Here is a 22,351-nt window from a genome sequence, read left to right on the forward strand (position 1 = left end):
GCGATCCAGCATTCCGCCTCCGAACACTTGCCCTTGTCGGCGCCAGCATACGGAATGTGGAGATTCGGCCCACGGAATTCTTCGAAGAACCGAAAAAAAGCCGACGTTTGCGCGTCGGCTTTTTTTCATTGCGGCGATCTCTGTGTCAGACGATGCCAGTGGCGTAGAACACGGCAATCACGAAGAACACAGCCAGCGTCTTGACGATGGTCACGCAGAACACATCACGATACGCCTCTCGGTGCGTCAGGCCTGTGACGGCCAGCAGCGTGATCACTGCGCCATTGTGCGGCAGCGTGTCCATGCCGCCCGACGCCATCGACGCCACGCGGTGCAGCACCTCCATCGGAATGCCCGTCGCCTGCGCGGCCTGCACGAACTGATCGGCCATGGCCGCCAGTGCAATGCTCATGCCGCCCGATGCGGAACCGGTGATACCCGCAAGCGTGCTCACCGTTACTGCTTCGTTGACGAGCGGATTCGGAATCGCGCGCAGGCCATCGGCCAGCACCAGGAAACCCGGCAGCGCGGCAATCACGCCACCGAAGCCGTATTCCGAAGCCGTGTTCATCGCGGCCAGCAGCGCGCCCGACACTGCCGCCTTGCTGCCTTCGGCAAAGCGGCCCTTTACTGCACGGAAGCCAAACGCGAGCACCACGACGATGCCGATCAACAGCGCGGCTTCCACGGCCCAGATCGCGGTCAGCTTGTCGGCTTCGACCGTCAGCGGCTTGGGCAGGCCCGGCAACGCCACGGTGACGACCTTGCCGTACCACGTCGGAATCCAGCGCGTGAACAGCAGGTTCATCACGCCCACCAGCACCAGCGGCGACAGCGCGACGAGCGGATGCGCGAGCGTGCCGGTCTCGGCCGTTTCAGGCTCGTTTACCAGCCTGGTCAGCCCGTGGTCGTAGCCGTGGCCATTGCGCAGCGCTACGCGGCGACGCCATTCCAGGTACGACATGCCCACCACGATGATGAACAGCGCACCAATGGTGCCGAGCCACGGCGCGGCCCACGAGGTGGTGTGGAAGAACGTGGTCGGGATGATGTTCTGGATCTGCGGCGTGCCCGGCAGCGAATCCATCGTGAACGAGAACGCGCCCAGCGCGATCGTGCCCGGGATCAGACGCTTGGGGATATTGCCCTGACGGAACATCTCCGCGGCAAACGGGTACACCGCAAACACCACCACAAACAGCGACACGCCGCCGTAAGTCAGCAGCGCGCACACCAGCACGATGGAAAGCATCGCCCGCTTGGCCCCCACCACGCGGATGACCGACGCGACGATCGCGCGCGAGAAGCCCGACAGCTCGATCACCTTGCCGAAGACAGCACCGAGCAGGAACACCGGGAAATACAGTTTGACGAAGCCGACCATCTTCTCCATGAAGATGCCCGAGAACACCGGCGCCACGGCCGATGGATCGGTCAGCAGCACCGCGCCCAGGGCGGCCAGCGGCGCAAACAGGATGACGCTGTAGCCGCGATACGCGGCGAACATCAGGAATGCCAGCGCAGCCAGCACGATGATGACGGACATCGACAATCTCCTCGCATGCTTTTCTTTTTAAGAGCGAAGGATTGTATGTCGCGATGCAACAGATTCCGTTACGCAATCACGCGTATTGAACTGGCGGCGGAACTGGCGTTCAGCCGCGCTGGATGGGCATCTTCGTCACGTCGGCGATGACGATGACGATGACGATTCAGTGACGATGCCCCCAGCCGCCTCCATGACCCCAGCCGCGACCACCCCACCCGCGGCCGCCCCAGCCGCGATGGCAGCCCCAGCAGCCGCCCCCGCCAATCCACACACTGCCGAAGACGGGCGCCGGGTAATAGGCCGGCCCATAGTAGTAATAGGGATCGTACGGATAGGCCGGATACGCTGCCACAGGGGCGGGCGCCACGGCTGCGGGGGCGATCGGGTTGCCGTAGGCGTCGTAGTACGGTGCGACCACGCAGCCGCCGAGCAGGACGACCGCGCACGCGGCCACCGCGCCCGGCAGGATGGCGGCAACACGACGGCCAGGTTGCGATGTCCGGTTCATGATGTGCTCCGTTGGATGCATGTGCATATGCGTTCGACAGTGTTTGGCGGGTTCAATTCCAAGGACTTCGTATACCGCCGCAGCGAATCGCTGCCGGATCACTTACCATGACCGCTTCGCCGCCCGTGCTGGGGAGAGATCGAGGCAGGCGATGCCCATAAACACTGGAGGAAACATCCATGCAAGCCACGGCAGCGCCCACCCACGGCGATCGGGCACCGGCACCCGCCATCACTGCAGCCACCCGACGCAAGGCCATCATCGCCGCCACCATCGGCAACGGCCTCGAATGGTTCGACTTTACGGTCTACAGCTTCTTCGCCGTCATCATCGCCAAGCTGTTCTTCCCCACCGGCAACGACTTCACCTCGTTCATGCTGACGGTCGCCACGTTTGGCGTGGGGTTCTTCATGCGACCCGTTGGCGCCGTCGTGCTCGGCATCTACGCCGACCGCGTTGGCCGCAAGGCTGCACTCACGCTCACCATCATGCTGATGGCGATCGGCACGGCCATCATCGGCCTCGCACCGACGTACTCGCAAATCGGTATCGGTGCGCCCATCCTCATCGTGATCGCCCGGCTCATCCAGGGCTTCTCAGCCGGCGGTGAAGTCGGTGGCGCCACGGCGTTCCTGATCGAGTATTCGCCGGACGAGAAGCGCGGCTACTTCGCAAGCTGGCAGCAGGCGAGCCAGGGCATCTCGTTCATTCTGGGTGCTGCCATGGGTGCAATCGTCACGAATAGCCTGTCGCCCGAGCAGATCGATGCGTGGGGCTGGCGCATTCCGTTCCTGTTCGGTCTGTTGATCGGGCCGGTCGGCATGTACATCCGCTCGCACCTGCACGAGCCGCCCGCGTTCGAAGCGCAGAAGGCGAAGGCCGCGAAGGAGCCGCGTCTGGCACCGCTGTCGCAAGTGCTGCGCGATCATCCGCGCGAAGTGCTCGGCGGTCTGGGCGTGACCATCCTCTGGACGGTCTGCACCTACACGCTGGTGTTCTACATGCCGACGTATGCCAAGCAGCAGCTTGGTCTGCCGCTGGGCGCGACGTTCCAGTCGACGGCGCTTTGCGGTGCGATCATCTTCGTGCTGTGCCCGCTCATGGGCGCGCTGTCCGACCGCATCGGCCGCAAGCGCATGCTGGGCACGGTGGCGCTCGTCATCGCAGCTGCAGCCTATCCGCTTTTCCACTGGCTCAATGTGAGCCCGACGGTGCAGACGCTGCTGCAGGTGCAGGTGATCCTGGGTGTGTTGCTGGCGGCGTTCACGGGCCCGGCGCCGGCCGTGCTGGCCGAGCAGTTTCCGACGGCGGTGCGCTCCACCGGCCTGTCGATTTCGTACAACCTGGCGGTCACGATCTTCGGTGGTTTTGCCCCGCTGATCGTGACGTGGTTGATTGCCAGCTCCGGCAGCAAGCTGGCACCGTCGTACTACGTGATGGTCGCTGCGATCATCAGCGTGTTTGCGCTGTCGCTCATGCATGACCGCACGGGCAAGCCGATCGAAAAGTAATCGCTCGAATTAGGCCCCGCCGAAACAAGAGCGAAACACGGCCGGTGGTTCACCCCACCGGCCGTTCGTCTCTTGCGGCCAGCAACGCTGCGTTTTCCAGCACCCGCACACCCGGCGCATCCACCCGCGCTGCCGTGACGAGCGCCGCCGCCACCGATTCCGCCGAGACCGGTCGCCACGTCTTGGGTACCAACCATCCGATTGCGCGCGACAGGTCTTGCGCAATGCGTTCACCGAGCCGAAATTCTGCGCGCCTGCCGAGCAGCAACGAAGGCCGAACCACCGTCACCGATGGAAAGCCGACCGACAGGATTTCGGCCTCCACCTCGCCCTTGCAGCGGTTGTAGAAAACACGCGAACGCGTATCGGCGCCCAACGCACTCACCAGCAGAAAATGATGCGCACCGGCAGCAAACGCGCACCGCGCCAGTTCAGCCGGATACTCGACATCCACCCGCCGGAATGCCGCCTGGGAACCCGCCTGCCGGATCGTCGTGCCAAGCGCGCAGATGACGATATCGGCGGCAAACGCTGACTGGGTTTCGGGCGCATCCAGGCGATCGAAATTGACCACGCATTCGCGCAATCGACCGGGCGCCGCCTGCCCTGCTGTCAAGGCCCCGCGCCGGCGTACAAGCGCCGTGACACTGCCCGCCCAGGGCTGCGCGACGAGACGACGCACCACCGCGCAGCCCACCAAGCCGTTGGCGCCGGCCACCAGAACGGCCGGTCCGCGCGGTTGCTCCGGCGCTTCGCCGACGGCCGCAAAACCTTGTCCGATAGGCATTTGCGAACTCGACATGATGTTCTCCATGAAGATTGCACGGGCCCAAAAACACAGTGTACGGCGTCTGGCGAACCGGTTTGCTGCAGTGCCGCCTGCGCGCTTTCGGTGCGTTTCCGGCGTGAAGAACGCTGGCGGAAATGCAAACAAACCCCGTCGATATCAGGTGTTTCCCGGATACCCGCCCGCAAACCTAGACGGGACAAGTGTCGGCTGCAAGCAACGGCCCGCAAACCCTTGCAGTTAGGGGATGTGCAACCCTTCGCAACGGTGATATAAAACGGGTCGCAGTACAACGCTGTCCAACAAACCTGAAGTGGGGAACTGACATGACGACCAAATCCGAACTCGTAGCCGCCATTGCCAAAGACGCTGAACTGAGCAACGCCGCCGCAGAGCGCGCGCTGAACTCCGCGCTGGAAAACATCAAGAAGACCGTCGCCAAGGGCGGCACCATCACGCTGGTTGGCTTCGGTTCGTTCTCGTCGGGCAAGCGTGCAGCACGCACCGGCCGCAACCCGCGCACCGGCGAAGCCATCAAGATCCCGGCAACCAAGACCGTGAAGTTCACGGCTGGCAAGGGCTTCAAGGACGCTGTGAACAAGAAGAAGTAAGAGTCTTCTGCCGAGCCCGGCATGCGTGCCGGACCGGGAGACTTGCAAGGGACCCTACGGGGTCCCTTTTCTTTTGGTGCGTTTGACCTGCCGCAACGTCAGGCGACCGGCCACAATCCCACCAGATAACCGACCGAACCGACGCGCGCGACAAGCATGTCCGGATCACCCTCTGCATCGAGCCATACGGCAGCCCCCTGCGGTACATCGTCGGCACCGATCGACAGCGCGCCGTGTACGCAATAGACCAGCCATTGCATGCCCGGATGCACGCGCGGCAGAGAGCGGCGCTCGCCGGCTGCCAGGGCAATCGCCTCGGCGTGATGCGCCCAGGCGTCGCGCCGCGTCATCACGTTGAAATCCGACAGCGGCGCATCGAGCGTGGCATGCACCTGCGCTTCACCGGGAAAGCGCACGGGCGCTTCACCGGGCGCGAGCATCACGGCGTCGGCGTCGGCGCGATGCATTGTCAGCCGGCCGCCCGCAATCACCGCCAGCGAACGATCCATGCCGACAAAGCGCGAGAACGGCCCTGCCGCATCCACCTGCGCGGTGCTCACGCGCCAGTCGAAAGTGTCCAGGGTGGCACCGGCCGGTGCGATGGCGATTTCGGTCGTGACACCGCCGCCGTTCTTCCACGGCATGCGGCGCATTGCATCTGCAGGAATCAGCTTCATGAACGGCGCAACAAGTGATACGCCAGACGCGCCGCCACGCGCACGGTGCGACGGTCCTGGTCGTATTCGGGGTTGGTCTCGGCGATGTCCGCCACGCGCACCTTGCCCGTCGCGCAGACGTGCTGCACCAGGGCTTCGAGCACCGGCAGCGTGATGCCGTAGGCCGCGGGCGCGGACACGCCCGGTGCCACCGCGGCGGCCAGCACATCCATGTCGATGGTCAGGTAGACGTGATCGGCATCGGCCAGCCACGCGTCCAGATCGGCCATGCGCGCATCGAGGTGGCGCTCCTGCAGGTCGGTGTCTTCCACGTAGTGTGCGTGCAGTGCCTCGGCACGGTCGAACAGCGCGGGCGTGTTCGACAGGCGGCTCACACCCAGGCAGCAATACGTGAGGTCGATGCCGTGTGCGGCGCAGTCTTCGGCGATCTGGTCAAACGGCGTGCCGGAGTTGCCAGGGCGGCTCGTGCGCAGGTCGAAATGCGCATCGAAATTGACGACCGCCAACCGTCCGCACCAACCGTGTTTCTGCCAATGCTGACGCAGGCCCTGATAGGTGCCGAACGCCACCTCGTGGCCGCCGCCGAGCACGAGCGGACGCGCGCCGGCATCGAGCAGTTCGCACACGGTTTCGCCGAGTGCAGCTTGCGCGCCTTCCAGATCGCCGTCGTCACACGTGACATCCCCCGCGTCGGCAAGCACCGACAGGCCATGCGCAGGCACGTTGGCCAGCGCACGGCGTATTTCGCGGGGCCCCTGTGCGGCACCGGCGCGGCCGTGGTTGCGCACCACGCCTGCATCGCACGCAAAACCCAGCAGCGCAGGCACGCCGGACAACGTGGCTGCATCGGCCGACTGCGCGACCCGGAACAGGCGCGTCACGTCACCGCGTTCGCCTGTGTCGTCACGCCCCTGCCAGATGGAGGCATCAAACGTCGTCCTCATGCGCGTGTCAGCACCGCTTGCAGGAACGAACGCGTGCGCGCTTCCTTGGGCTCGCCAAAGATGACCGACGGCGGCCCGGCTTCGACGATGCCGCCGCCGTCCATCACCACCACCACGTCGGCCACTTCGCGTGCGAAACCCATCTCGTGCGTCACGACCAACATCGTCATGCCTTCCTTGGCGAGCAGCTTCATCACTTGAAGCACTTCACCGACGAGTTCGGGGTCAAGCGCAGACGTCGGCTCGTCGAACAGCATCACCTTGGGCCGCATCGCCAACGCACGGGCAATGGCCACACGCTGCTTCTGGCCGCCGGAGAGGCTTGCGGGCATCGCGTCGGCCTTGTGTGCCAGGCCCACTTTCTGCAGCAGTTCGCGCGCTTGCGCTTCAGCTTCGTGCTTCGACTGGCCACGCAGCATGCGCGGGCCAACAGTGACGTTGTGCAGCACCGAAAGATGCGGGAACAGGTTGAACGACTGGAACACCATGCCGACCTGCTGCCGCAGTTGGTTCAACTCGCCCTCGGGCAGCAGCTTGCCGTTGTCGATGAGGCGCTTGCCGCAGATGTCGATGGTGCCGCCTTCGGCCGTTTCGAGCCCGTTGCAGCAGCGCAGGAACGTGCTCTTGCCCGAGCCGCTGGGGCCGATGACGACCAGCACCTGCGAGGCATCGACTTCGAAGTCGATGCCCTTGAGCACGGTGTGATCGCCATACGATTTGGTCAGGCCGCGAATCTGGATCATGGGGACATCCAGCGCGGATTTAAGCGTTTGCGGGTGAGCCGCATTTGTCATGCTCATTGCACCATGCCTCCCGCACGGATGTTGCGCTCAAGCCGATGCAGCAGATAGCTGGCGGCGCTGGTCAGCACCAGGTACACCAGCGCAATCGCCAGATACACCTCCAGCGAGCGATACGACACGCTGATGATCTTCTGCCCTTCGTGCATCAGGTCATGGATCGTGAGCAGCGACACGAGCGCCGAGTTCTTGATCAGCGCGATGAACTCGTTGCCCAGCGGCGGAATCATCCGCACCACGGCCTGCGGCAGGATGATCGCGCGCATGGACTGCGCCGACGACATGCCGATCGAGCGTGCCGCCTCCATCTGCCCGCGATCCACCGACTGGATCGCACCACGCACGATTTCCGACACATAGGCACCCGAATACACGCCCAGCCCCAGCACGCCGCACACGAAAGCCGGCAGCAGGATGTCGAACTGCGGCAGCCCGAAGAACAGCAGGAAGAGCTGCACCAGCAGCGGCGTGCCACGAATGAACGTCACGTACACCGTGCAGATGCCGTAGACGAATCGGCGGCGCGGGTTCAACCGCCCGATGCCGATCAGCAAGCCCAGCACGCAGCCGAGCACCAGCGCGGCGGCCGTCACCTCAACGGTGACGAGCGCACCCCGCAGGATGTCGTGCCAGCCGGCCCAGACGGGAGAGAAATCCAGTTCCATCAGCGTGTCCGTCGATTGTTACTTGGCAGCGGCGCCAAACCACTTCTTGACGATCTGGTCGTACGTGCCGTCGGCCTTGATCTTCTCCAATGCAGCGTTCAATGCCTTGGTCAGCTCCGGCTGGTCGCGGCGCACAGCGATGCCGTATTCCTCGGTGGTCAGCGCCGGCTCAACCAGGCGCAGGCCCGGACGCGCCTTCACGTAGTACGCGGCAGCGGGGCGGCCCGTGACAGCGGCATCGGCGCGGCCGATCTCGACGAGGTTGAACATCTCGTTGTTCTTCTCGACTTCCACGCGCTCGACCTTCGGGTAGTTCTCGCGCAGGTAGTTGACCGACTTGGTGCCCACCTGCACGCTCACCTTCTTGCCGTTCAGGTCAGCCGGCGTCTTGATGGCCGTGTTGCCTTGCTTGACCATCGCGACCAGGCCGCCGTGGTAGTACGGCACCGTGAAGTCCACCACCTTCTTGCGCTCTTCCGTGATGTAGATGCCCGAGATGGCCACGTCGAAGCGGCGCGAGATCAGACCCGGCACAAGGCCCTTGAAGTCGATGTCGGTCCACTCGACCGGACGGCCCATGGTGCGGGCCAGCGCTTCGATCAGGTCCACGTCAAAGCCGGTGCGCTTGCCGTTTTCGACAAACTCCATCGGCGCGAACGTGGCGTCGGTCGCCACGCGCAGCGGCTCGCCGGCAGCGTGCGCAGCGGTTGCGAAGGACGCCGCAGCGGACAACGCCACGGCACAAGCCAGCATCGAATGCATGAAGTGACGACGATTCCCCATGAGTGGTCTCCTTGTGTGGTGCATGTGGGGTGAGAAAAAGAAGCGAAAAAAAATTCAGATGTCCTGCAGCCGCGCAGAAATGGATGCGGCCGCTGCAACGGTCATGTCGATCAGGCGTTGCTCCTTGCCGCGCACGCGCGTTGCAGGCGCCATCAACGTGATGGAGCCGAGCGCGTGGCCCGGTAGCCGGAACACCGGCACGCTCACGCCCCAGACGCCGGGGTCGACCTCGCCCTCGGACAGCGCATAGCCCGCGGCACGAATGTCGGTGAGTTCGGCTTGCAGTTGCGCCTGGCTGTCGGCATCGATGGCCAGCAGGTCGGCGAGGATGGCGCGCGCGGCAGCAGGCGGCATGAACGCGAGCAACGATTTGGCAGAGGCACCGGCCAGCAGCGGCACCCCGCGCCCCTTCTCGAACGAGCAGCGCAGCGACTGCTGGCTCTCAACCATCTCCAGGCAGACGGCCTGGTCCTTGACGGCTACGACCAGCCCGACCGATTCACCCGACTCGGCCACCAGCTTGGCCATGCCGATGCGAGCTTCCTGCACGAGGTGCGAAGCGTGGTCGAAACCGAGTGCGAGCTGCAGGCTGATTGGGCCGGGGGCATAGGTGCCGGCCGATTCGAGGACGAACCCCCAGCGCTTGAGCATCGCCACCTGACGGTACAGCGTGCTCTGCGGCAGGCCGGTCAGTTCGACCAGCTCGCGCGCTGCCACCGGGCGGCCGTGGCGCGCGATGGTGGCGAGCACCATCAGCACGCGGTCCGAACCGCTGGTCGCGGCACCGGATTGTGCTGGCAAAGGTGCCAAGCCGGGCTCGGTCATCGCGAAACTCCGTCGAGTGATGTTGCGACGGAGAATGCGACGATTTTCCCAATACATCAACGCGATATTCCCACTCAACGAGAATGGATCGCGAATTCAGTATTTACACCTAGGACCCGTCGGTCACATTCCAGGCTTCCTCGTCCAAGCGCGCTTCCAGGAACGTGACGACGGCGTGGGCGGATGCCTCGCTGCGGCACGTCGTCAGCGCGGCATACAGCGGCGCGGCCAGGCCGTTGAGAAAGTCGATGGGCGCTTCCGGACCTTCGGCCAGATAGCGCTGCAGGGCCGAGAACGCGCCCGCCTGGCTCAGGCGCCAGTCGGCAATCGAGGCCTGCCGCACGTGGCGCGGTGCAAAAGGCGCGGCAGGCGCCGGCGGAGGCACCGCCTTGGGCCTGGGCGCTGCCTTGATTGGCGCGCGGCTTGCGACATAGCCGTCGGCAATCAGGCGCGCGAGGTCTTCGGCGCGGTCGTCGATATCGGGGCCGGCACTGCTCAACTGCGCGAGGATTTCCGCCGCGCAGCGCTCGCCATTGACCAGCAGCAGGATCGCCCGCTGCCGATGCGTGACGTGTCCGCTGCGCGTGTGCAACTCCTGCGTGCCGCGCTCCGTGCGCGACAGGATATGGCTCAGATCCATCGTCCCCTCCCTTGTTTTCCGTGTGTCTGTTCGATGGAGGGCCAGTCTAGAAAAACCCGGCGCAGCGCGGACCATTTGAACGCTGTGGGGCGCGCGATACCGACTATCACGTGCGCAGCATTGCGTTCGTGCGGGCGACCGGCATGGCAAGCGATCATCAAACCTGGATTGAAACCAGATCGACTCACAAGCCCTTTATCGTGTGCGGTTGGAAATCTACAGTGCAGCACATTGCCACCCAACGGAGTCCACCATGTTTATCCGCCCCGCCTTGTTTGCCGCCGCCGTGCTGACGCTGCCAGCTGCCGTTGCAATCGCCCCCGCTGCCGCTGCCGCCACGTCCGATGCGGATCTCATCCGCGCCGACCACATCGCCGCACCGGACTCGCCCCAGGCTGCAGCTGCCGTGCTCGCCGCACGCCGCTACGCCACCTTCTGGCATACCGGCGACGCGCGCTATGCCACGGAAGCGCTGTCGCCCGCGTTTGTCGACCGCACATTGCCCGCGGGGCGCGTGCAGGGCACACAAGGCCCACTCGATGCATCCAAGGCGTTCCGCACGGCGGTGCCCGACATGCGCGTGGAGATTGAAGACATGGTCGTTGCCGGCGACCGCGTCTCGGTTCATTTGCGGTTTCGCGGACACTTCACCGGCGAGTTCGGCCGCACGCATGGGCAGAACCAACCGATCGACTTCCAGGCCTTCGACCTGTATCGGATCGCCGACGGCAAGATCGCCGAAAACTGGCACCTGGAAGACAACCAGACGTTGCTGCGGCAGATGGGTCTTCAACCGTAATCCTCACGGCTTCGTTAACGCCCATTAACAGCCCAACTCCCTGCTCCCGCTATGCTTCGCCCCAGCTTGCAGACCGCTTGGCGGCTGCCAAAGCATCAGAAGAATCGAGTCAATCAACACACAAAAAAATCTTCGGGAGAAGCACATGGGAAAGGGGCTTCAGGGCGCACTGCGCGCCTGGGCGGGCGCGCTCGCCTGCATGGCAGTGCTGGGCGTGACGGGCGTGATGGGCGTGATGGGCGCTACGGCAGCCCACGCGCAACAGGCCAGCGATCGGCAACAGGAAATGAAGCAGGCCTGGGCCGCCGCCAAGGCCGCTGCGAAGGTCGGCCCCACGTCGATCGAACTGCGTGACCAGGCCGCACTCAAGATCGGCAAGGACCAGGTCTTCATTCCGCAGCCGGCCGCCGGGCAGCTCATGCACGCCATGGGCAACAGCAACAATCCCGACATGCTCGGCCTGATCATGCCCACCAGCGACGATGACGAATGGATGGTCGTCGCCAAGTACGAGGCCTCGGGCTACATCAAGGACGACGACGCCCGCGACTGGAACGTCGATGACCTGTACAAATCGCTCAAGGAAGGCACCGCCGCCGCCAACGAAGAGCGTGAGAAGCGCGGCATCCCGGCACTTGAGATCCAGGGCTGGGTCGAGCGCCCGCACTATGACGCCGCCACGCACCGCCTGATCTGGTCGATGGCAGCGCGCTCCAAGGGCCAGCCGGCCGACGATCCGGGCGCGGTCAACTACAACACCTACGCTCTGGGCCGCGATGGTTACATCAGCCTGAACCTGATCACCGGCCGCGACCATGTCGACGCGGACAAACCCGCCGTGCAAAAGCTGCTCGCCGATCTCGATTTCAAAGATGGCAAGCGTTACACCGATTTCAACTCGAAGACCGACAAGGTGGCCGAATACGGCCTGGCCGCGCTGGTCGGCGGCATCGCCGCCAAGAAGCTGGGCCTGTTTGCCGTGATGGCCGCGTTCCTGGCCAAGTTTGCCAAGGTGGCGATCCTGGCTGTGGCGGGTTTTGGCGCGGCCATCGCCAAGTTCTTCAAGCGCAAGCCAAGCGCATAAGCCGTGGCCAAGCTGCTGATCCTGCTGTTCTCAGGGCTGAAGTTCGGCAAGCTGCTGACCACCGGCGGCACGATGCTGCTGTCGGTGGTCGCGTACGCCTTCGTGTTCGGCTGGCGTTATGCCGTGGGCTTCGTGGTGCTGCTGTTCATCCACGAGATGGGCCACTTCATGGCGGCACGCCAACGCGGGCTGGCGGTGGGAGCGCCCACCTTCATCCCGTTCGTGGGCGCCTGGATCGACCTGAAAGAACAGCCGATGGACGTTGAAACGGAAGCCCATATCGGCCTGGCAGGCCCAGTGGCCGGCACGGTGGGCGCCATGCTCTGCTACGGGCTCGCGCGCTACACCGACAGCCAGTTGCTGCTGGCGCTGGCCTACGCCGGCTGCTTCCTCAACCTGTTCAACCTGATCCCGCTCTCACCGTTTGACGGCGGACGCATTACGGCGGTGCTGTCGCCGCGCATCTGGTTTCTGGGCGTGCCGGTGCTGGTGGCGCTATTCATCTGGCGGCCGAGTCCGATCCTGATCTTGATTGCGGTGCTGGCCGTGCCGCAGTTGATGAAGGCCTGGCGCTACGACCCGCACGCGCCGGAAAACCGCGCCTATTACAGCATCTCCAACGAATCGCGCCTGACCTACACGGTGTACTACATCGGCCTGGTCGTGTTCCTGGCGATGATGAGCCACGAGCTGCACGACATGCTGGGCAGCGTGCGCGCATAAAAAAACCTCCGCTTGTGCGGAGGTTTTTTCTGGGTCGCCGGAGCGATTCGCCTTAGGCGAAGTTCTTGGCAACGAAGTCCCAGTTGACCAGGTTCCAGAACGCCTCGACGTACTTCGGACGGGCGTTGCGGTAGTCGATGTAGTAGGCGTGTTCCCACACGTCGCAGGTCAGCAGCGGCTTCGCGTCGGTCGTCAGCGGCGTGGCGGCATTGGAGGTCGAGACCAGGTCCAGCGAGCCGTCGGCCTTCTTCACCAGCCAGGCCCAGCCCGAACCGAAGGTGCCGATGGCCGTCTTGGTGAACTCTTCCTTGAACTTGTCGAAGCTGCCCCACTTGGCATTGATGGCGTCAGCCAGCGCGCCGGTCGGGGCGCCGCCGCCTTGCGGCTTCAGGCCGTTCCAGTAGAACGTGTGGTTCCACACCTGCGCGGCGTTGTTGAACACACCGCCCGAGGACTTCTTGACGATGTCTTCGAGGCTCAGGTTCTCGAACTCGGTGCCCTTGATCAGGTTGTTCAGGTTCGTGACGTAGGTCTGGTGGTGCTTGCCGTAGTGGAACTCCAGCGTTTCCTTGGAGATGTGCGGCGCCAGAGCGTCTTGGGCGTACGGCAGCGGGGGGAGCGTGTGTTCCATTGTTCTTGCCTTCTGTGGGTTGTACAGGTTGGGAGCGACGATTGTAGGAGACTTGCAAAACCGGCGCAAACCGCGTGCCAAATAGTCGGAATACCCGCTAAACGCGTGCGGAATCGCAATCGTTGCCGCTATAAGGTCATGCGCCGGTCACAGTTCGAGCTTGGGTTGCACCCGGGCGATTTCGATGTCGGCCGTGCCCTGCGCCAAGCGAGCCTCGATGCGTGCCCGGGCATGCAGTGCCTTCGGATCGCGGATGGCGTGGCCCTTGGCATCGAGCAGCACCGCGTAACCGCGCTCCAGCGTGCGCTGCGGCGCGAGCAGCTCCAGGCCGGTGTGCTGACGTGCCAGGCGCTCGTGGGTGCGAGCCAGCGTCTCACGCATGACACGTGCCAGTGTCGCTTCGGCTTGCTGCAGACGGGTGCGCTCTCGCGTGGCGTCGGGGCGGGCCGCGGTCAGGCGCATCGCCAATAGACGCTGCACGTGTTCCGCACGCTGCACGCGGCCGGTCAGGGCAAAGCGCAGGCGGCCCTCCAGGTGGGCGAGCTGCGTGCGGCGTTCGCGCATCTGCGCCTGCGGGCTACGCAGGCGGCGCGCGAGCCAATCGACGGTCTGGGCACGGCGGTCCAACTGGCGGCGGAACTGCGCGGAGAGCGCATCCCAGTCGCGACCCACGTCGCGCAGCATGCGGGCACGGTCGGGGCTGACGAGTTCGGCCGCCGCCGTGGGCGTGGGCGCCCGCACGTCGGCCACAAAGTCGACGATGGTCACATCCGTCTCGTGTCCGACACCGGCCACGATGGGAATGTCCGATGCGGCCACCGCACGCGCAACGGGCTCTTCGTTGAAGGCCCACAGGTCTTCAATGCTGCCGCCGCCGCGGCACAGGATGACAACGTCGACCTCTGCCCGGGCATTGACCTGTCCCAGCATGGCGGCGATGCGTTCTGACGCACCGGCACCCTGCACGGGCACCGGATAGACCACCACCGGCACATGCGGCGCGCGCCGGCGCAGTGTGGTCAGCACGTCGCGCAAGGCCGCAGCCTGCAGCGACGTCACCACGCCAATCGCGCGCGGGTGCCGCGGCAGGGGCCGTTTGCGGTCGGCGTCAAACAAGCCTTGCGCATCCAGCGCGGCTTTCAGCCGCAGGAAAGCCTCGTACAGATTTCCCAGGCCGGCCCGGCGGATGGCCTCGACGCTCAATTGCAGTTCGCCGCGCGCTTCGTACAGCGTGACCAGCGCACGCACCTCGACGGCCTCGCCTTCGCGCGGGGTGAAATCGGCGTACTGGTTGCGTCCCTTGAACATCACGCAGCGGATCTGCGCGCCCGCGTCCTTGAGCGAGAAATACCAATGACCGCTGGCCGCTCGCGTGAAGTTCGAAATCTCGCCGCGCACCCAGCCCAGCGGGAAGTTGCGTTCGAGCAGCCCGGCAATGCGGCGATTGACGTCGCTGACGGTCAGCACGTCCTGCGAGCCCCGAGTCGGTGCAGAGGCAGCGGCGGGTGCGGCCGACATCTCGGGTGTGGATGCGGGTGCAGGGGCATCCATCCAGAACGGTCGACGGGAAGACGGCGGAGGGGTCATAAGTGGTGCGAGGAGCGCAAAACGATGAGACCGGGGGGCAACTTCTACCTTGAATAGGGGAGGCAGTTCACGCTGAGCGGGCGACCTGTCCACAGCATAACGTGCTTGTCAAGCTTGACAGAGGGCAGGTGACGCGCTCTCTGCATTTTGACGCAACCCGTTGATTTTTATGATAAATCCGCCCATGTCAAAATTTCAGCAGCGCAAGTAATTTCGTTCTGCGTCAAGCATTTAGCGCGGGCGCCCCAAGGATGTTCACAAAGTTATCCACAGCAGCGCTGGAAAACCGGGGTGTGACGCCTGGGCAGTGGATAAATCCGGCGTCGATTCTCACACGTTCGAGGCGGGCAGCCCCATCTTTTCTTGGGAAACCCCGCTGCACAACTTTTAAGCATAGCGCCGAACACCCTTTTAAATCAGTCACTTAAGGTGCTTGTCCGGGCAATGTCCACAACCCGTCCACAAGACTGTCCCGTATCGGTGTGGATTTCCTCGCGGTCTTTCAAGGCGCGCCCCCATTTCCCTCCGGATGCACGCCAAAACCCCGGTTGCCTCATTTTTAAGCGCGCCATCGGACTTCCTTTTGGATCAAGCACTTAGTGTGCTTGTTGAGGCAATGTCCACAACCCATCCACAAGACTGTCCCGCCACAGTGTGGATTACCCGCCGGTTTGCGCGGTCCGGAGGCTTTTGTTCCCGGATTGGCCACTGGAATGCCGCTTGCATATTTTTTAAGCACGGCACCGAACTCCCTTTCGCATCAAGCACTTAGTTTGCTTGTTCGGGCAATGTCCACAACCCGTCCACAAGACTGTCCCGCGTGGCTGTGGATTGTGCGGCCAGCATCTTTCATGACAGCGCGTTGACCATCGTCTGCGCATGTCGCGATGCTGCTCCATCGTGTTGCCGAGGCAGGTCCGACGCGCTAGAGTGCTGCCTGTTTTTGCCGCAACGGACAGCGTTCGGGGACGCGGACGGCACGAGCAACAAACCAGAATCACACTCCTTCCACAACGACAAAACGGGTTGTCCAGTGTTTTCCATCATTCAAGCCGCCGGCTGGCCGATCTGGCCGCTGTTGATCGCCTCGGTGCTCGCACTCGCGCTCATCATCGAACGCTTCGTCGCCCTGCAACACAAGAAGATCATTCCGCCCAAGGTGTATGACGAGGCGCTGGCCGTCGCGCATCAGCGCCGTGCCACACCGGAAGTGGTGAACACGCTGGAACAGGGCTCGCCGCTGGGCCGCCTGCTGGCCGCCGCGCTGCGCCACGTGGTGCTGCATCCGAACACCACGCGCGACGCCGCCAAGGAAGTGGTGGAAGAAGCCGGCCAGAACGTTGCCCACCGCCTGGAGCGCTATCTGAACGCGCTCGGCACGATTGCCTCGGTGGCCCCGCTGATGGGCCTGTTCGGCACGGTGGTCGGCATGATCGAGATCTTCGGCAGCCAGACCGCCGCGGGCACGAACCCGCAGGCGCTGGCGCACGGCATCTCGGTCGCGCTGTACAACACCGCGCTGGGCCTGGTGGTGGCCATCCCGACACTGATCTTCTGGCGCTACTTCCGTGGCGTGGTCGATAACTACGTGGTGGAACTGGAGCATCTCTCCACCACGTACCTCGACGCGATCCTGCCGCCGCGGCGCGGCTGATCCGGGCAACGCCCTACTGGAAACAGCCATGCGCTTCCGCCCGCGCCGTGCCCGCGAAGAGCCGGAGATCAACCTGATCCCGCTGATCGACGTGCTGCTCGTGATCCTCATCTTCCTGATGATCACGACCACGTATTCCCGCTATACCGAACTGAAGGTCAACCTGCCAACCGCCGAGGCTGAAAAAGCCACCGAGCGCCCGGGCCAGATCGTCGTGTCCGTCACAGCCAACGGCGTCTACTCTGTCGACAAGCAAGTGCTCGACACCCGCGATGTGACCAGCCTGGCCGATGCGCTACGCAATGCCGCAGGCAAGGCCGGCGGCCCCGAGCCCATCGTCATCGTCAATGCCGATGCGCAAGCTGCGCATCAGGCAGTGGTGAATGTCATGGAAGCCGCGCGTGTGGCCGGTCTCTCGCACCTGACCTTCGCCACGCAAACCGGCAACGCCCGCTAAGAGACCGCGGAAAAATGTTTCTGACGGCCCCGCCCCGCCTTGTCATACCTTGTGTACTGTCTGCGTCGGGGCTGAACCGTCAGAATCGCCTCGCTTCATTTTTCAACGGTCTCTAAACCACAATCACCCCGCATGCCCGTCGCCCAGCACCGCCTCGCCAGCTTCGTCACCCGCCAATGGCAGCAACGCGGCTGGTTCGCGTGGGTGATGTGGCCGCTGTCGTGGCTGTTTGGTGGGGTGAGCGCCCTGCGCCGGCTGCTGTTCCGCCTCGGCGTGCTGCGTTCGGTGCGGCTGCCGATGCCGGTGGTGGTGATCGGCAACGTCACCGTGGGGGGGGCCGGCAAGACGCCCGCCGTCATTGCGCTGGCGTCGGCGCTGGCTGACGCCGGGCTGCGACCGGGCATCGTCTCGCGCGGCTACGGTGCGCAACTGAAGCATCCCCGCCCTGTGCGCGAACACTCCCGCGCAGAAGACGTCGGCGATGAACCGCTGCTGATCGCCCGCGCCACCGATCTGCCGGTGTGGGTCTTCCCCGACCGCGTGCTGTGCGCGCAGACGCTGCTGGCCTCGCACCCAGGCTGCAACGTGATCGTCTGCGACGACGGCCTACAGCACTATCGCCTGCGCCGCGATATCGAAATCATCGTGTTCGACACGCGCATGGGTGGCAACGGCTTCCTGCTGCCCGCCGGCCCGTTACGCGAGCCGATGGCGCGCCACCGTGACGCCACGCTCATCAACGACCCGAACTATCGCGCCACGCCCGACCGCCCCAACGTGTTCGGCATGCACCTCGAGCTGCAGGACGCTTACAACCTGGCCGACCCGGCGCTGCGTCGCCCGCTGGCCCAGTTCGCGCGCATCGAAGGCGGACGATTGCTGGCCGCGGCCGGCATCGGCAATCCCGAGCGATTCTTCGCTTCGCTGCGCACCGTGGGCCTCAAGCCGAGCACGCTGCCCCTGCCCGATCACTACGATTTCGCCGACACCCCCTTTACCGACAGCCACGCCGAGGTCATCCTGATCACCGAAAAGGATGCCGTAAAATGCGGCCATCTCGACGACCCGCGCATCTGGGTGGTGCCGACCACACCGGTGGTCGACCCGGCGCTGGTCGAACAGGTCTGCCAGCGCGTGCGCGCCCTGGCCGATCGCGCAACGCTCAAGGCAAGCGCACAATAACGCCACCCTATCCGCTGTACCGGCGCGCCGCCCTACCCCTTGAGCGGCCGCCACGGAGCCTCTACCGCCATGGACAATCGCCTGCTGGAAATCCTCGTCTGCCCGCTGTGCAAGGGCACGCTGCAACACGACCGCGCCAATAACGAACTGATCTGTCACGTCGACAAGCTGGCCTATCCGATCCGCGACGGCATCCCGGTCATGCTGGCCGACGAAGCGCGCCAGACCGTGGAAGGCACGCCGGTCGATCCGGCCTGATACCGAGGTCGCCGCCATGTCGCACGCGCCGTTCATCGCTGTCATTCCCGCGCGGCTGGCGTCCACGCGGCTGCCCAACAAACCGCTGGCGGACATCGACGGCAAGCCAATGGTGGTGCGCGTCGCTGAACGCGCACATCAGTCGTCCGCCGCACGCGTGGTGGTCGCCACCGATGCGGTTTCGGTCGCCGACGCCTGCATGCAGCATCACGTGGAAGCCGTGCTCACGCGCGCCGACCACGCTTCCGGCACCGACCGTCTGGCCGAAGTGGCGACCGTGCTGGGCTTGCCCGATGACGCCATCGTCGTCAACGTGCAAGGCGACGAACCGCTGATCGCCCCCACGCTGATCGACAACGTGGCCGCGCACCTGCGCGACCACCCCGATTGCGCCATCGCCACCGCAGCCCACCCGATCCACGATCCGGCCGACGTGTTCAACCCGAACGTCGTCAAGGTCGTGCTGGACGCTGCTGAGCGCGCACTGCTGTTCTCGCGCGCACCGCTGCCCTGGGCGCGCGACACCTGGACGCCCGCCGTCATGGCGCGGTCCGTTGCGGAGCGCCCGTTGCCGGCCATGCCCGTGCTGCGCCATATCGGCATCTACGCGTACCGCGCCGGTTTCCTGCGCCGCTTCCCGCAACTGGCCGCCGCCCCCATCGAGCAAACCGAGCAGTTGGAGCAGTTGCGCGCCATGTGGCACGGTGAACGCATTGCTGTACTGACCACCGATGACGCCCCCGCCGCCGGCGTCGACACCCCGGAAGACCTGGCCCGGGTGCGCGCTGCCTGGGCCGAACTCCTGGCCCAGGACGGCCCCTGAACCCGCGATTTCTCTGAACTTTGCGCGCGTGGCTGCTAAAACCCCGGCCCCGCCATGGCATAATCGCGAGGACGACAAGCCGCATGACGGCGCCCACGCAGGCGCCGCAGCGGCGACAGGGAGACAAATCGAGCCATGGGTGCCGCCGTCCGGCGGACGCCTGATTCCCCAGAGTCCGGTAAGGCTGGCGTCAACTTCGCCCGCTAGGCTGCCTGTTTGCGTCGATTGCATCGCCATGGCTTGATCACCAGGCGTATTGGGAATCCGCCCTCTCGGACCGATTCCCAACGCGCTTCATACGGCCTGACAGCGCGACAGGATTCGAAAACTTGAGGAACTCGTCACATGCGGTTGATTCTGTTGGGCGCGCCCGGCGCCGGCAAAGGTACGCAAGCCAAATTCATCTGCGAAAAGTTCGGCATTCCGCAGATCTCCACCGGCGACATGCTGCGCGCGGCCGTCAAGGCCGGTACCCCGCTGGGTATCGAAGCGAAGAAGGTGATGGATGCCGGTGGCCTGGTGTCGGACGACATCATCATCGGCCTCGTGAAAGACCGCCTGCAGCAGCCTGACTGCAAGAACGGGTACCTGTTCGACGGCTTCCCGCGCACCATTCCGCAAGCGGAAGCCATGAAAGACGCCGCCGTGGCAATCGACTACGTGCTGGAAATCGACGTGCCGTTCGACGCCATCATCGAGCGCATGAGCGGCCGCCGCGTGCACGTGGCATCGGGCCGCACGTACCACGTCAAGTACAACCCGCCCAAGACTGCAGGCGTGGACGACGAAACCGGCGAACCGCTGATCCAGCGCGACGACGACAAGGAAGAAACCGTGCGCAAGCGCCTGGACGTGTATGAGAACCAGACGCGTCCGCTGGTGGACTACTACTCGCAATGGGCCGCCAACGGCAACGGCGCGGCCAAGGTTACGCCGCCGAAGTACCGCAAGATCAGCGGCGTGGGCAATGTGGACGAAATCACGGCCCGCGTGTTCGGTGCGCTGCAGGACTAAGCGCACCCCGCACTACCCGCCAAGAAAAACGGCGCCTCATGATCGAGGCGCCGTTTTTTTTGCGCGGTCGTCGGCTGCTTCGCGCTACCATATGACGTTGACGTAAACGTCAAGTAACTCGCAAACCACAAACGAGGAGACACGGCATGGAGATTCGCGATCAGGTATTCATCGTCACCGGCGGCGCGTCGGGACTCGGCGCGGGCACGGCACGCATGTTGGCGGAAGCCGGCGGCAAGGTGGTGATTGCAGACCTGAACGAGGCTGCGGGCACCGCGCTGGCGCAGGAGCTGGGCGGCCGATTCGTACGCTGCGACGTAGCGTCGGAAGCGGACGGGCAAGCGGTGGTGGACGCTGCCACGTCGCTGGGCACGCTGCGCGGGCTGGTGAACTGCGCGGGTATCGCCACGGCTTCGCGCACGGTGGGCAAGACGGGGCCGCATCCACTGGACCAGTTCGCACGTGTGATCAACATCAATCTGATCGGCACGTTCAACATGATCCGCCTGGCGGCGACGGCGATGGCCGCCAATACGCCCAACGCCGGCGGCGAGCGCGGTGTGATCATCAACACGGCATCGGTCGCGGCGTTTGACGGCCAGATCGGCCAGGCAGCCTATGCGGCATCCAAGGGCGGCGTGGTGGCGATGACGCTGGCGGTTGCACGCGACCTGTCGCGCGACGGTATCCGTGTGATGACGATCGCCCCGGGCATTTTCGAGACGCCGATGCTGCTCGGCATGCCGGCCGAAGTGCAGGACGCGCTGGGCAAGATGGTGCCGTTCCCGCCGCGCCTCGGTAAGCCGGCGGAGTATGCGCAGCTCGCGCGCGCGATCGTCGAGAACCCGATGCTCAATGGCGAAACCATCCGCCTGGATGGCGCCATCCGCATGCAGCCGAAATAAGCGCGGCGCTCAGGTCGTCAGGCGGCAGGCAGCGCCATCCGGCGAATCATCTGCCACGCCGCCTCGGCCGCCGGCGAGAGCGACCGGTCATGCCGGCGCGCCAGCACAATGGCGCGCGTCTCCTTGGGTGACAGCGGCACCGCCACCAATGGCGACGACGACGGCAGCGGCAACGACAGCGACGGCACCACGCCCGCACCGATGCCCGCCTCCACCATGCCGAAGACAGCGCTGCTATGGCCCATCTCCTGTGCGACGTCAGGGTGAACGCCGTGGCGCAAGAAGATGCGGTCGATGAGCGGGCGGCTGCCCGAAGCATGGTCAAGCAGGACGACCGCTGTGCGGTGCAGATCTTTCCAGCGCACGCTGCTGCGCTGCGCGAACGGGTGATCCTTGCGACAGACCAGGCAGAATGGATCGATCAGCAGCGGCTCGGTCCATAGACCTTCGGTATCGAGCGGCTCCACCACCACACCGAAATCCGCTCCGCCCGTGCGGATCAATTGCAGCGTGTCGACCTGCACGGAGTCGCGCACGATCATGCGGATGTCCGGATAGCGCACCGCACACTCCGCCACATATACCGGCATCAGGCGTGTCGACACGGTTGGGCTGGACGCCACCACCACGCGCCCCCGCCGTTGCTCGCCCACCTGGCGCGCCTGTTGCAGCGTGTCGTCGAGGTCCGCGACGAGGCGATCGAGCGCGGTCGCCAGCGAGCGGCCCACTTCTGTCAGCACGACTTCGCGGGTGGTGCGATCGAGCAACTTCAAGCCCAACTCGCCTTCCAGCTCCGAGATCGAGCGGCTGACGGCCGGCTGTGTCAGGCCGATGGTATCGCCCGCGCGGCTGAAGCTGTGCGCACGTGCCACGGCGAGGAAGACGCGCAACTGGCGCAAGGTCACATTCATGCTGACTACGTATGAATTGATTC

25 protein-coding genes are annotated in these 22,351 nt (G+C 64.7%); 12 read left to right on the top strand and 13 right to left on the bottom strand.

The window, feature by feature from the left end; translation table 11 throughout:
• Nucleotides 1–145: 145 nt before the first annotated feature.
• Together R2N16_RS17225 and R2N16_RS17230 are read right to left on the bottom strand one after the other, a co-directional pair.
• A complete protein-coding gene (locus R2N16_RS17225) occupies nucleotides 146–1,546 on the bottom strand; it encodes a GntP family permease (protein ID WP_316666995.1) in 1,401 nt (466 codons plus the stop codon).
• A gap of 166 nt (nucleotides 1,547–1,712) precedes the next feature.
• Nucleotides 1,713–2,057 carry a hypothetical protein gene (locus R2N16_RS17230; RefSeq protein WP_316666996.1) on the bottom strand — a complete coding sequence of 115 codons (345 nt, stop codon included), beginning with the start codon at nucleotides 2,055–2,057 and terminating at the stop codon, nucleotides 1,713–1,715.
• A gap of 179 nt (nucleotides 2,058–2,236) precedes the next feature.
• Between R2N16_RS17230 and R2N16_RS17235 the strand changes: the two genes are divergently transcribed.
• The gene (locus R2N16_RS17235; protein ID WP_316666997.1) at nucleotides 2,237–3,568 is read left to right on the top strand and encodes an MFS transporter; all 1,332 of its coding nucleotides are present in this window, start codon (nucleotides 2,237–2,239) and stop codon (nucleotides 3,566–3,568) included.
• Between the two features lie 49 nt (nucleotides 3,569–3,617).
• On the opposite strand, the gene R2N16_RS17240 is transcribed toward R2N16_RS17235, so the two are convergent.
• Nucleotides 3,618–4,370: an oxidoreductase gene (locus R2N16_RS17240; protein WP_316666998.1), complete on the bottom strand. Its 753-nt coding sequence runs from the start codon at nucleotides 4,368–4,370 to the stop codon at nucleotides 3,618–3,620.
• A 311-nt stretch (nucleotides 4,371–4,681) separates the two neighbouring features.
• Here R2N16_RS17240 and R2N16_RS17245 point away from each other — a divergent pair, with 311 nt between their 5' ends.
• On the top strand, nucleotides 4,682–4,966 hold the full coding sequence (locus tag R2N16_RS17245) for an HU family DNA-binding protein (protein WP_003272088.1): 285 nt from the start codon (nucleotides 4,682–4,684) through the stop codon (nucleotides 4,964–4,966).
• A gap of 98 nt (nucleotides 4,967–5,064) precedes the next feature.
• Here R2N16_RS17245 and R2N16_RS17250 read toward each other — a convergent pair whose 3' ends face one another.
• From R2N16_RS17250 to R2N16_RS17280, 7 genes are all read right to left on the bottom strand, one after another.
• Nucleotides 5,065–5,643, bottom strand: a complete 579-nt coding sequence (locus R2N16_RS17250; RefSeq protein ID WP_316667000.1) for a HutD/Ves family protein — start codon at nucleotides 5,641–5,643, stop codon at nucleotides 5,065–5,067.
• Nucleotides 5,640–6,587: a formimidoylglutamase gene (gene hutG / locus R2N16_RS17255; RefSeq protein ID WP_316667001.1), complete on the bottom strand. Its 948-nt coding sequence runs from the start codon at nucleotides 6,585–6,587 to the stop codon at nucleotides 5,640–5,642. The genes R2N16_RS17250 and hutG overlap by 4 nt, the downstream gene beginning before the upstream one ends.
• The gene (locus R2N16_RS17260; protein ID WP_316667002.1) at nucleotides 6,584–7,387 is read right to left on the bottom strand and encodes an amino acid ABC transporter ATP-binding protein; all 804 of its coding nucleotides are present in this window, start codon (nucleotides 7,385–7,387) and stop codon (nucleotides 6,584–6,586) included. Before R2N16_RS17260 ends, hutG begins: the two co-directional genes overlap by 4 nt.
• Complete coding sequence (locus R2N16_RS17265; RefSeq protein ID WP_316667003.1) at nucleotides 7,384–8,052, bottom strand: amino acid ABC transporter permease; 669 nt, start codon at nucleotides 8,050–8,052, stop codon at nucleotides 7,384–7,386. The genes R2N16_RS17260 and R2N16_RS17265 overlap by 4 nt, the downstream gene beginning before the upstream one ends.
• 18 nt (nucleotides 8,053–8,070) lie before the next feature.
• Nucleotides 8,071–8,835: a glutamine ABC transporter substrate-binding protein gene (locus tag R2N16_RS17270; protein WP_316667004.1), complete on the bottom strand. Its 765-nt coding sequence runs from the start codon at nucleotides 8,833–8,835 to the stop codon at nucleotides 8,071–8,073.
• Between the two features lie 54 nt (nucleotides 8,836–8,889).
• Nucleotides 8,890–9,660, bottom strand: coding sequence for an IclR family transcriptional regulator (locus R2N16_RS17275; RefSeq protein ID WP_316667005.1), 771 nt, complete (start codon nucleotides 9,658–9,660; stop codon nucleotides 8,890–8,892).
• A 109-nt stretch (nucleotides 9,661–9,769) separates the two neighbouring features.
• Nucleotides 9,770–10,300: a hypothetical protein gene (locus tag R2N16_RS17280; RefSeq protein WP_316667006.1), complete on the bottom strand. Its 531-nt coding sequence runs from the start codon at nucleotides 10,298–10,300 to the stop codon at nucleotides 9,770–9,772.
• A gap of 253 nt (nucleotides 10,301–10,553) precedes the next feature.
• Between R2N16_RS17280 and R2N16_RS17285 the strand changes: the two genes are divergently transcribed.
• From R2N16_RS17285 to R2N16_RS17295, 3 genes are all read left to right on the top strand, one after another.
• A complete protein-coding gene (locus R2N16_RS17285; protein ID WP_316667007.1) occupies nucleotides 10,554–11,099 on the top strand; it encodes an ester cyclase in 546 nt (181 codons plus the stop codon).
• 145 nt (nucleotides 11,100–11,244) lie between these two features.
• The gene (locus R2N16_RS17290) at nucleotides 11,245–12,183 is read left to right on the top strand and encodes a DUF2167 domain-containing protein (protein ID WP_316667008.1); all 939 of its coding nucleotides are present in this window, start codon (nucleotides 11,245–11,247) and stop codon (nucleotides 12,181–12,183) included.
• Between the two features lie 3 nt (nucleotides 12,184–12,186).
• On the top strand, nucleotides 12,187–12,906 hold the full coding sequence (locus tag R2N16_RS17295; protein WP_316667009.1) for a site-2 protease family protein: 720 nt from the start codon (nucleotides 12,187–12,189) through the stop codon (nucleotides 12,904–12,906).
• A gap of 52 nt (nucleotides 12,907–12,958) precedes the next feature.
• Here the strand turns inward: R2N16_RS17295 and sodB are convergent, their stop codons facing one another.
• Both sodB and xseA read right to left on the bottom strand, forming a co-directional pair.
• On the bottom strand, nucleotides 12,959–13,537 hold the full coding sequence (gene sodB / locus R2N16_RS17300; RefSeq protein WP_009241368.1) for a superoxide dismutase [Fe]: 579 nt from the start codon (nucleotides 13,535–13,537) through the stop codon (nucleotides 12,959–12,961).
• Between the two features lie 147 nt (nucleotides 13,538–13,684).
• Nucleotides 13,685–15,088, bottom strand: a complete 1,404-nt coding sequence (gene xseA / locus R2N16_RS17305) for an exodeoxyribonuclease VII large subunit (protein WP_316667011.1) — start codon at nucleotides 15,086–15,088, stop codon at nucleotides 13,685–13,687.
• 1,069 nt (nucleotides 15,089–16,157) lie between these two features.
• On the opposite strand from xseA, the gene R2N16_RS17310 reads away from it, so the two are divergent.
• The 7 genes from R2N16_RS17310 to R2N16_RS17340 all read left to right on the top strand — a co-directional run bounded on the left by R2N16_RS17310 (nucleotide 16,158) and on the right by R2N16_RS17340 (nucleotide 21,417).
• Nucleotides 16,158–16,778, top strand: a complete 621-nt coding sequence (locus R2N16_RS17310) for a MotA/TolQ/ExbB proton channel family protein (RefSeq protein ID WP_024542269.1) — start codon at nucleotides 16,158–16,160, stop codon at nucleotides 16,776–16,778.
• Between the two features lie 28 nt (nucleotides 16,779–16,806).
• On the top strand, nucleotides 16,807–17,235 hold the full coding sequence (locus R2N16_RS17315) for an ExbD/TolR family protein (RefSeq protein ID WP_004631807.1): 429 nt from the start codon (nucleotides 16,807–16,809) through the stop codon (nucleotides 17,233–17,235).
• A 132-nt stretch (nucleotides 17,236–17,367) separates the two neighbouring features.
• On the top strand, nucleotides 17,368–18,417 hold the full coding sequence (gene lpxK, locus R2N16_RS17320; RefSeq protein WP_316667014.1) for a tetraacyldisaccharide 4'-kinase: 1,050 nt from the start codon (nucleotides 17,368–17,370) through the stop codon (nucleotides 18,415–18,417).
• Nucleotides 18,418–18,486: 69 nt separating this feature from the next.
• Nucleotides 18,487–18,675, top strand: coding sequence for a Trm112 family protein (locus R2N16_RS17325; protein WP_004631803.1), 189 nt, complete (start codon nucleotides 18,487–18,489; stop codon nucleotides 18,673–18,675).
• 16 nt (nucleotides 18,676–18,691) lie between these two features.
• A complete protein-coding gene (gene kdsB / locus R2N16_RS17330; protein ID WP_316667015.1) occupies nucleotides 18,692–19,498 on the top strand; it encodes a 3-deoxy-manno-octulosonate cytidylyltransferase in 807 nt (268 codons plus the stop codon).
• 345 nt (nucleotides 19,499–19,843) lie between these two features.
• A complete protein-coding gene (adk, locus tag R2N16_RS17335) occupies nucleotides 19,844–20,512 on the top strand; it encodes an adenylate kinase (protein WP_316667016.1) in 669 nt (222 codons plus the stop codon).
• Nucleotides 20,513–20,658: 146 nt separating this feature from the next.
• Complete coding sequence (locus R2N16_RS17340) at nucleotides 20,659–21,417, top strand: 3-hydroxyacyl-CoA dehydrogenase (RefSeq protein WP_316667017.1); 759 nt, start codon at nucleotides 20,659–20,661, stop codon at nucleotides 21,415–21,417.
• A gap of 17 nt (nucleotides 21,418–21,434) precedes the next feature.
• On the opposite strand, the gene R2N16_RS17345 is transcribed toward R2N16_RS17340, so the two are convergent.
• The gene (locus R2N16_RS17345) at nucleotides 21,435–22,328 is read right to left on the bottom strand and encodes a LysR family transcriptional regulator (protein ID WP_316667018.1); all 894 of its coding nucleotides are present in this window, start codon (nucleotides 22,326–22,328) and stop codon (nucleotides 21,435–21,437) included.
• Between the last annotated feature and the right edge of the window lie 23 nt (nucleotides 22,329–22,351).

Source organism: Ralstonia psammae, assembly GCF_958405935.1.
GTDB classification, from domain to species: domain Bacteria; phylum Pseudomonadota; class Gammaproteobacteria; order Burkholderiales; family Burkholderiaceae; genus Ralstonia; species Ralstonia psammae.

Excerpts from the sequence above, each read along its gene's own strand:
- R2N16_RS17225 (WP_316666995.1), bottom strand. The coding sequence starts at position 1,546 with ATGTCCGTCATCATCGTGCTGGCTGCGCTGGCATTCCTGATGTTCGCC.
- R2N16_RS17230 (WP_316666996.1), bottom strand. The coding sequence starts at position 2,057 with ATGAACCGGACATCGCAACCTGGCCGTCGTGTTGCCGCCATCCTGCCG.
- R2N16_RS17235 (WP_316666997.1), top strand. The coding sequence starts at position 2,237 with ATGCAAGCCACGGCAGCGCCCACCCACGGCGATCGGGCACCGGCACCC.
- R2N16_RS17240 (WP_316666998.1), bottom strand. The coding sequence starts at position 4,370 with ATGTCGAGTTCGCAAATGCCTATCGGACAAGGTTTTGCGGCCGTCGGC.
- R2N16_RS17245 (WP_003272088.1), top strand. The coding sequence starts at position 4,682 with ATGACGACCAAATCCGAACTCGTAGCCGCCATTGCCAAAGACGCTGAA.
- R2N16_RS17250 (WP_316667000.1), bottom strand. The coding sequence starts at position 5,643 with ATGAAGCTGATTCCTGCAGATGCAATGCGCCGCATGCCGTGGAAGAAC.
- hutG (WP_316667001.1), bottom strand. The coding sequence starts at position 6,587 with ATGAGGACGACGTTTGATGCCTCCATCTGGCAGGGGCGTGACGACACA.
- R2N16_RS17260 (WP_316667002.1), bottom strand. The coding sequence starts at position 7,387 with ATGAGCATGACAAATGCGGCTCACCCGCAAACGCTTAAATCCGCGCTG.
- R2N16_RS17265 (WP_316667003.1), bottom strand. The coding sequence starts at position 8,052 with ATGGAACTGGATTTCTCTCCCGTCTGGGCCGGCTGGCACGACATCCTG.
- R2N16_RS17270 (WP_316667004.1), bottom strand. The coding sequence starts at position 8,835 with ATGGGGAATCGTCGTCACTTCATGCATTCGATGCTGGCTTGTGCCGTG.
- R2N16_RS17275 (WP_316667005.1), bottom strand. The coding sequence starts at position 9,660 with ATGACCGAGCCCGGCTTGGCACCTTTGCCAGCACAATCCGGTGCCGCG.
- R2N16_RS17280 (WP_316667006.1), bottom strand. The coding sequence starts at position 10,300 with ATGGATCTGAGCCATATCCTGTCGCGCACGGAGCGCGGCACGCAGGAG.
- R2N16_RS17285 (WP_316667007.1), top strand. The coding sequence starts at position 10,554 with ATGTTTATCCGCCCCGCCTTGTTTGCCGCCGCCGTGCTGACGCTGCCA.
- R2N16_RS17290 (WP_316667008.1), top strand. The coding sequence starts at position 11,245 with ATGGGAAAGGGGCTTCAGGGCGCACTGCGCGCCTGGGCGGGCGCGCTC.
- sodB (WP_009241368.1), bottom strand. The coding sequence starts at position 13,537 with ATGGAACACACGCTCCCCCCGCTGCCGTACGCCCAAGACGCTCTGGCG.
- xseA (WP_316667011.1), bottom strand. The coding sequence starts at position 15,088 with ATGGATGCCCCTGCACCCGCATCCACACCCGAGATGTCGGCCGCACCC.
- R2N16_RS17315 (WP_004631807.1), top strand. The coding sequence starts at position 16,807 with ATGCGCTTCCGCCCGCGCCGTGCCCGCGAAGAGCCGGAGATCAACCTG.
- lpxK (WP_316667014.1), top strand. The coding sequence starts at position 17,368 with ATGCCCGTCGCCCAGCACCGCCTCGCCAGCTTCGTCACCCGCCAATGG.
- R2N16_RS17325 (WP_004631803.1), top strand. The coding sequence starts at position 18,487 with ATGGACAATCGCCTGCTGGAAATCCTCGTCTGCCCGCTGTGCAAGGGC.
- kdsB (WP_316667015.1), top strand. The coding sequence starts at position 18,692 with ATGTCGCACGCGCCGTTCATCGCTGTCATTCCCGCGCGGCTGGCGTCC.
- adk (WP_316667016.1), top strand. The coding sequence starts at position 19,844 with ATGCGGTTGATTCTGTTGGGCGCGCCCGGCGCCGGCAAAGGTACGCAA.
- R2N16_RS17340 (WP_316667017.1), top strand. The coding sequence starts at position 20,659 with ATGGAGATTCGCGATCAGGTATTCATCGTCACCGGCGGCGCGTCGGGA.
- R2N16_RS17345 (WP_316667018.1), bottom strand. The coding sequence starts at position 22,328 with ATGAATGTGACCTTGCGCCAGTTGCGCGTCTTCCTCGCCGTGGCACGT.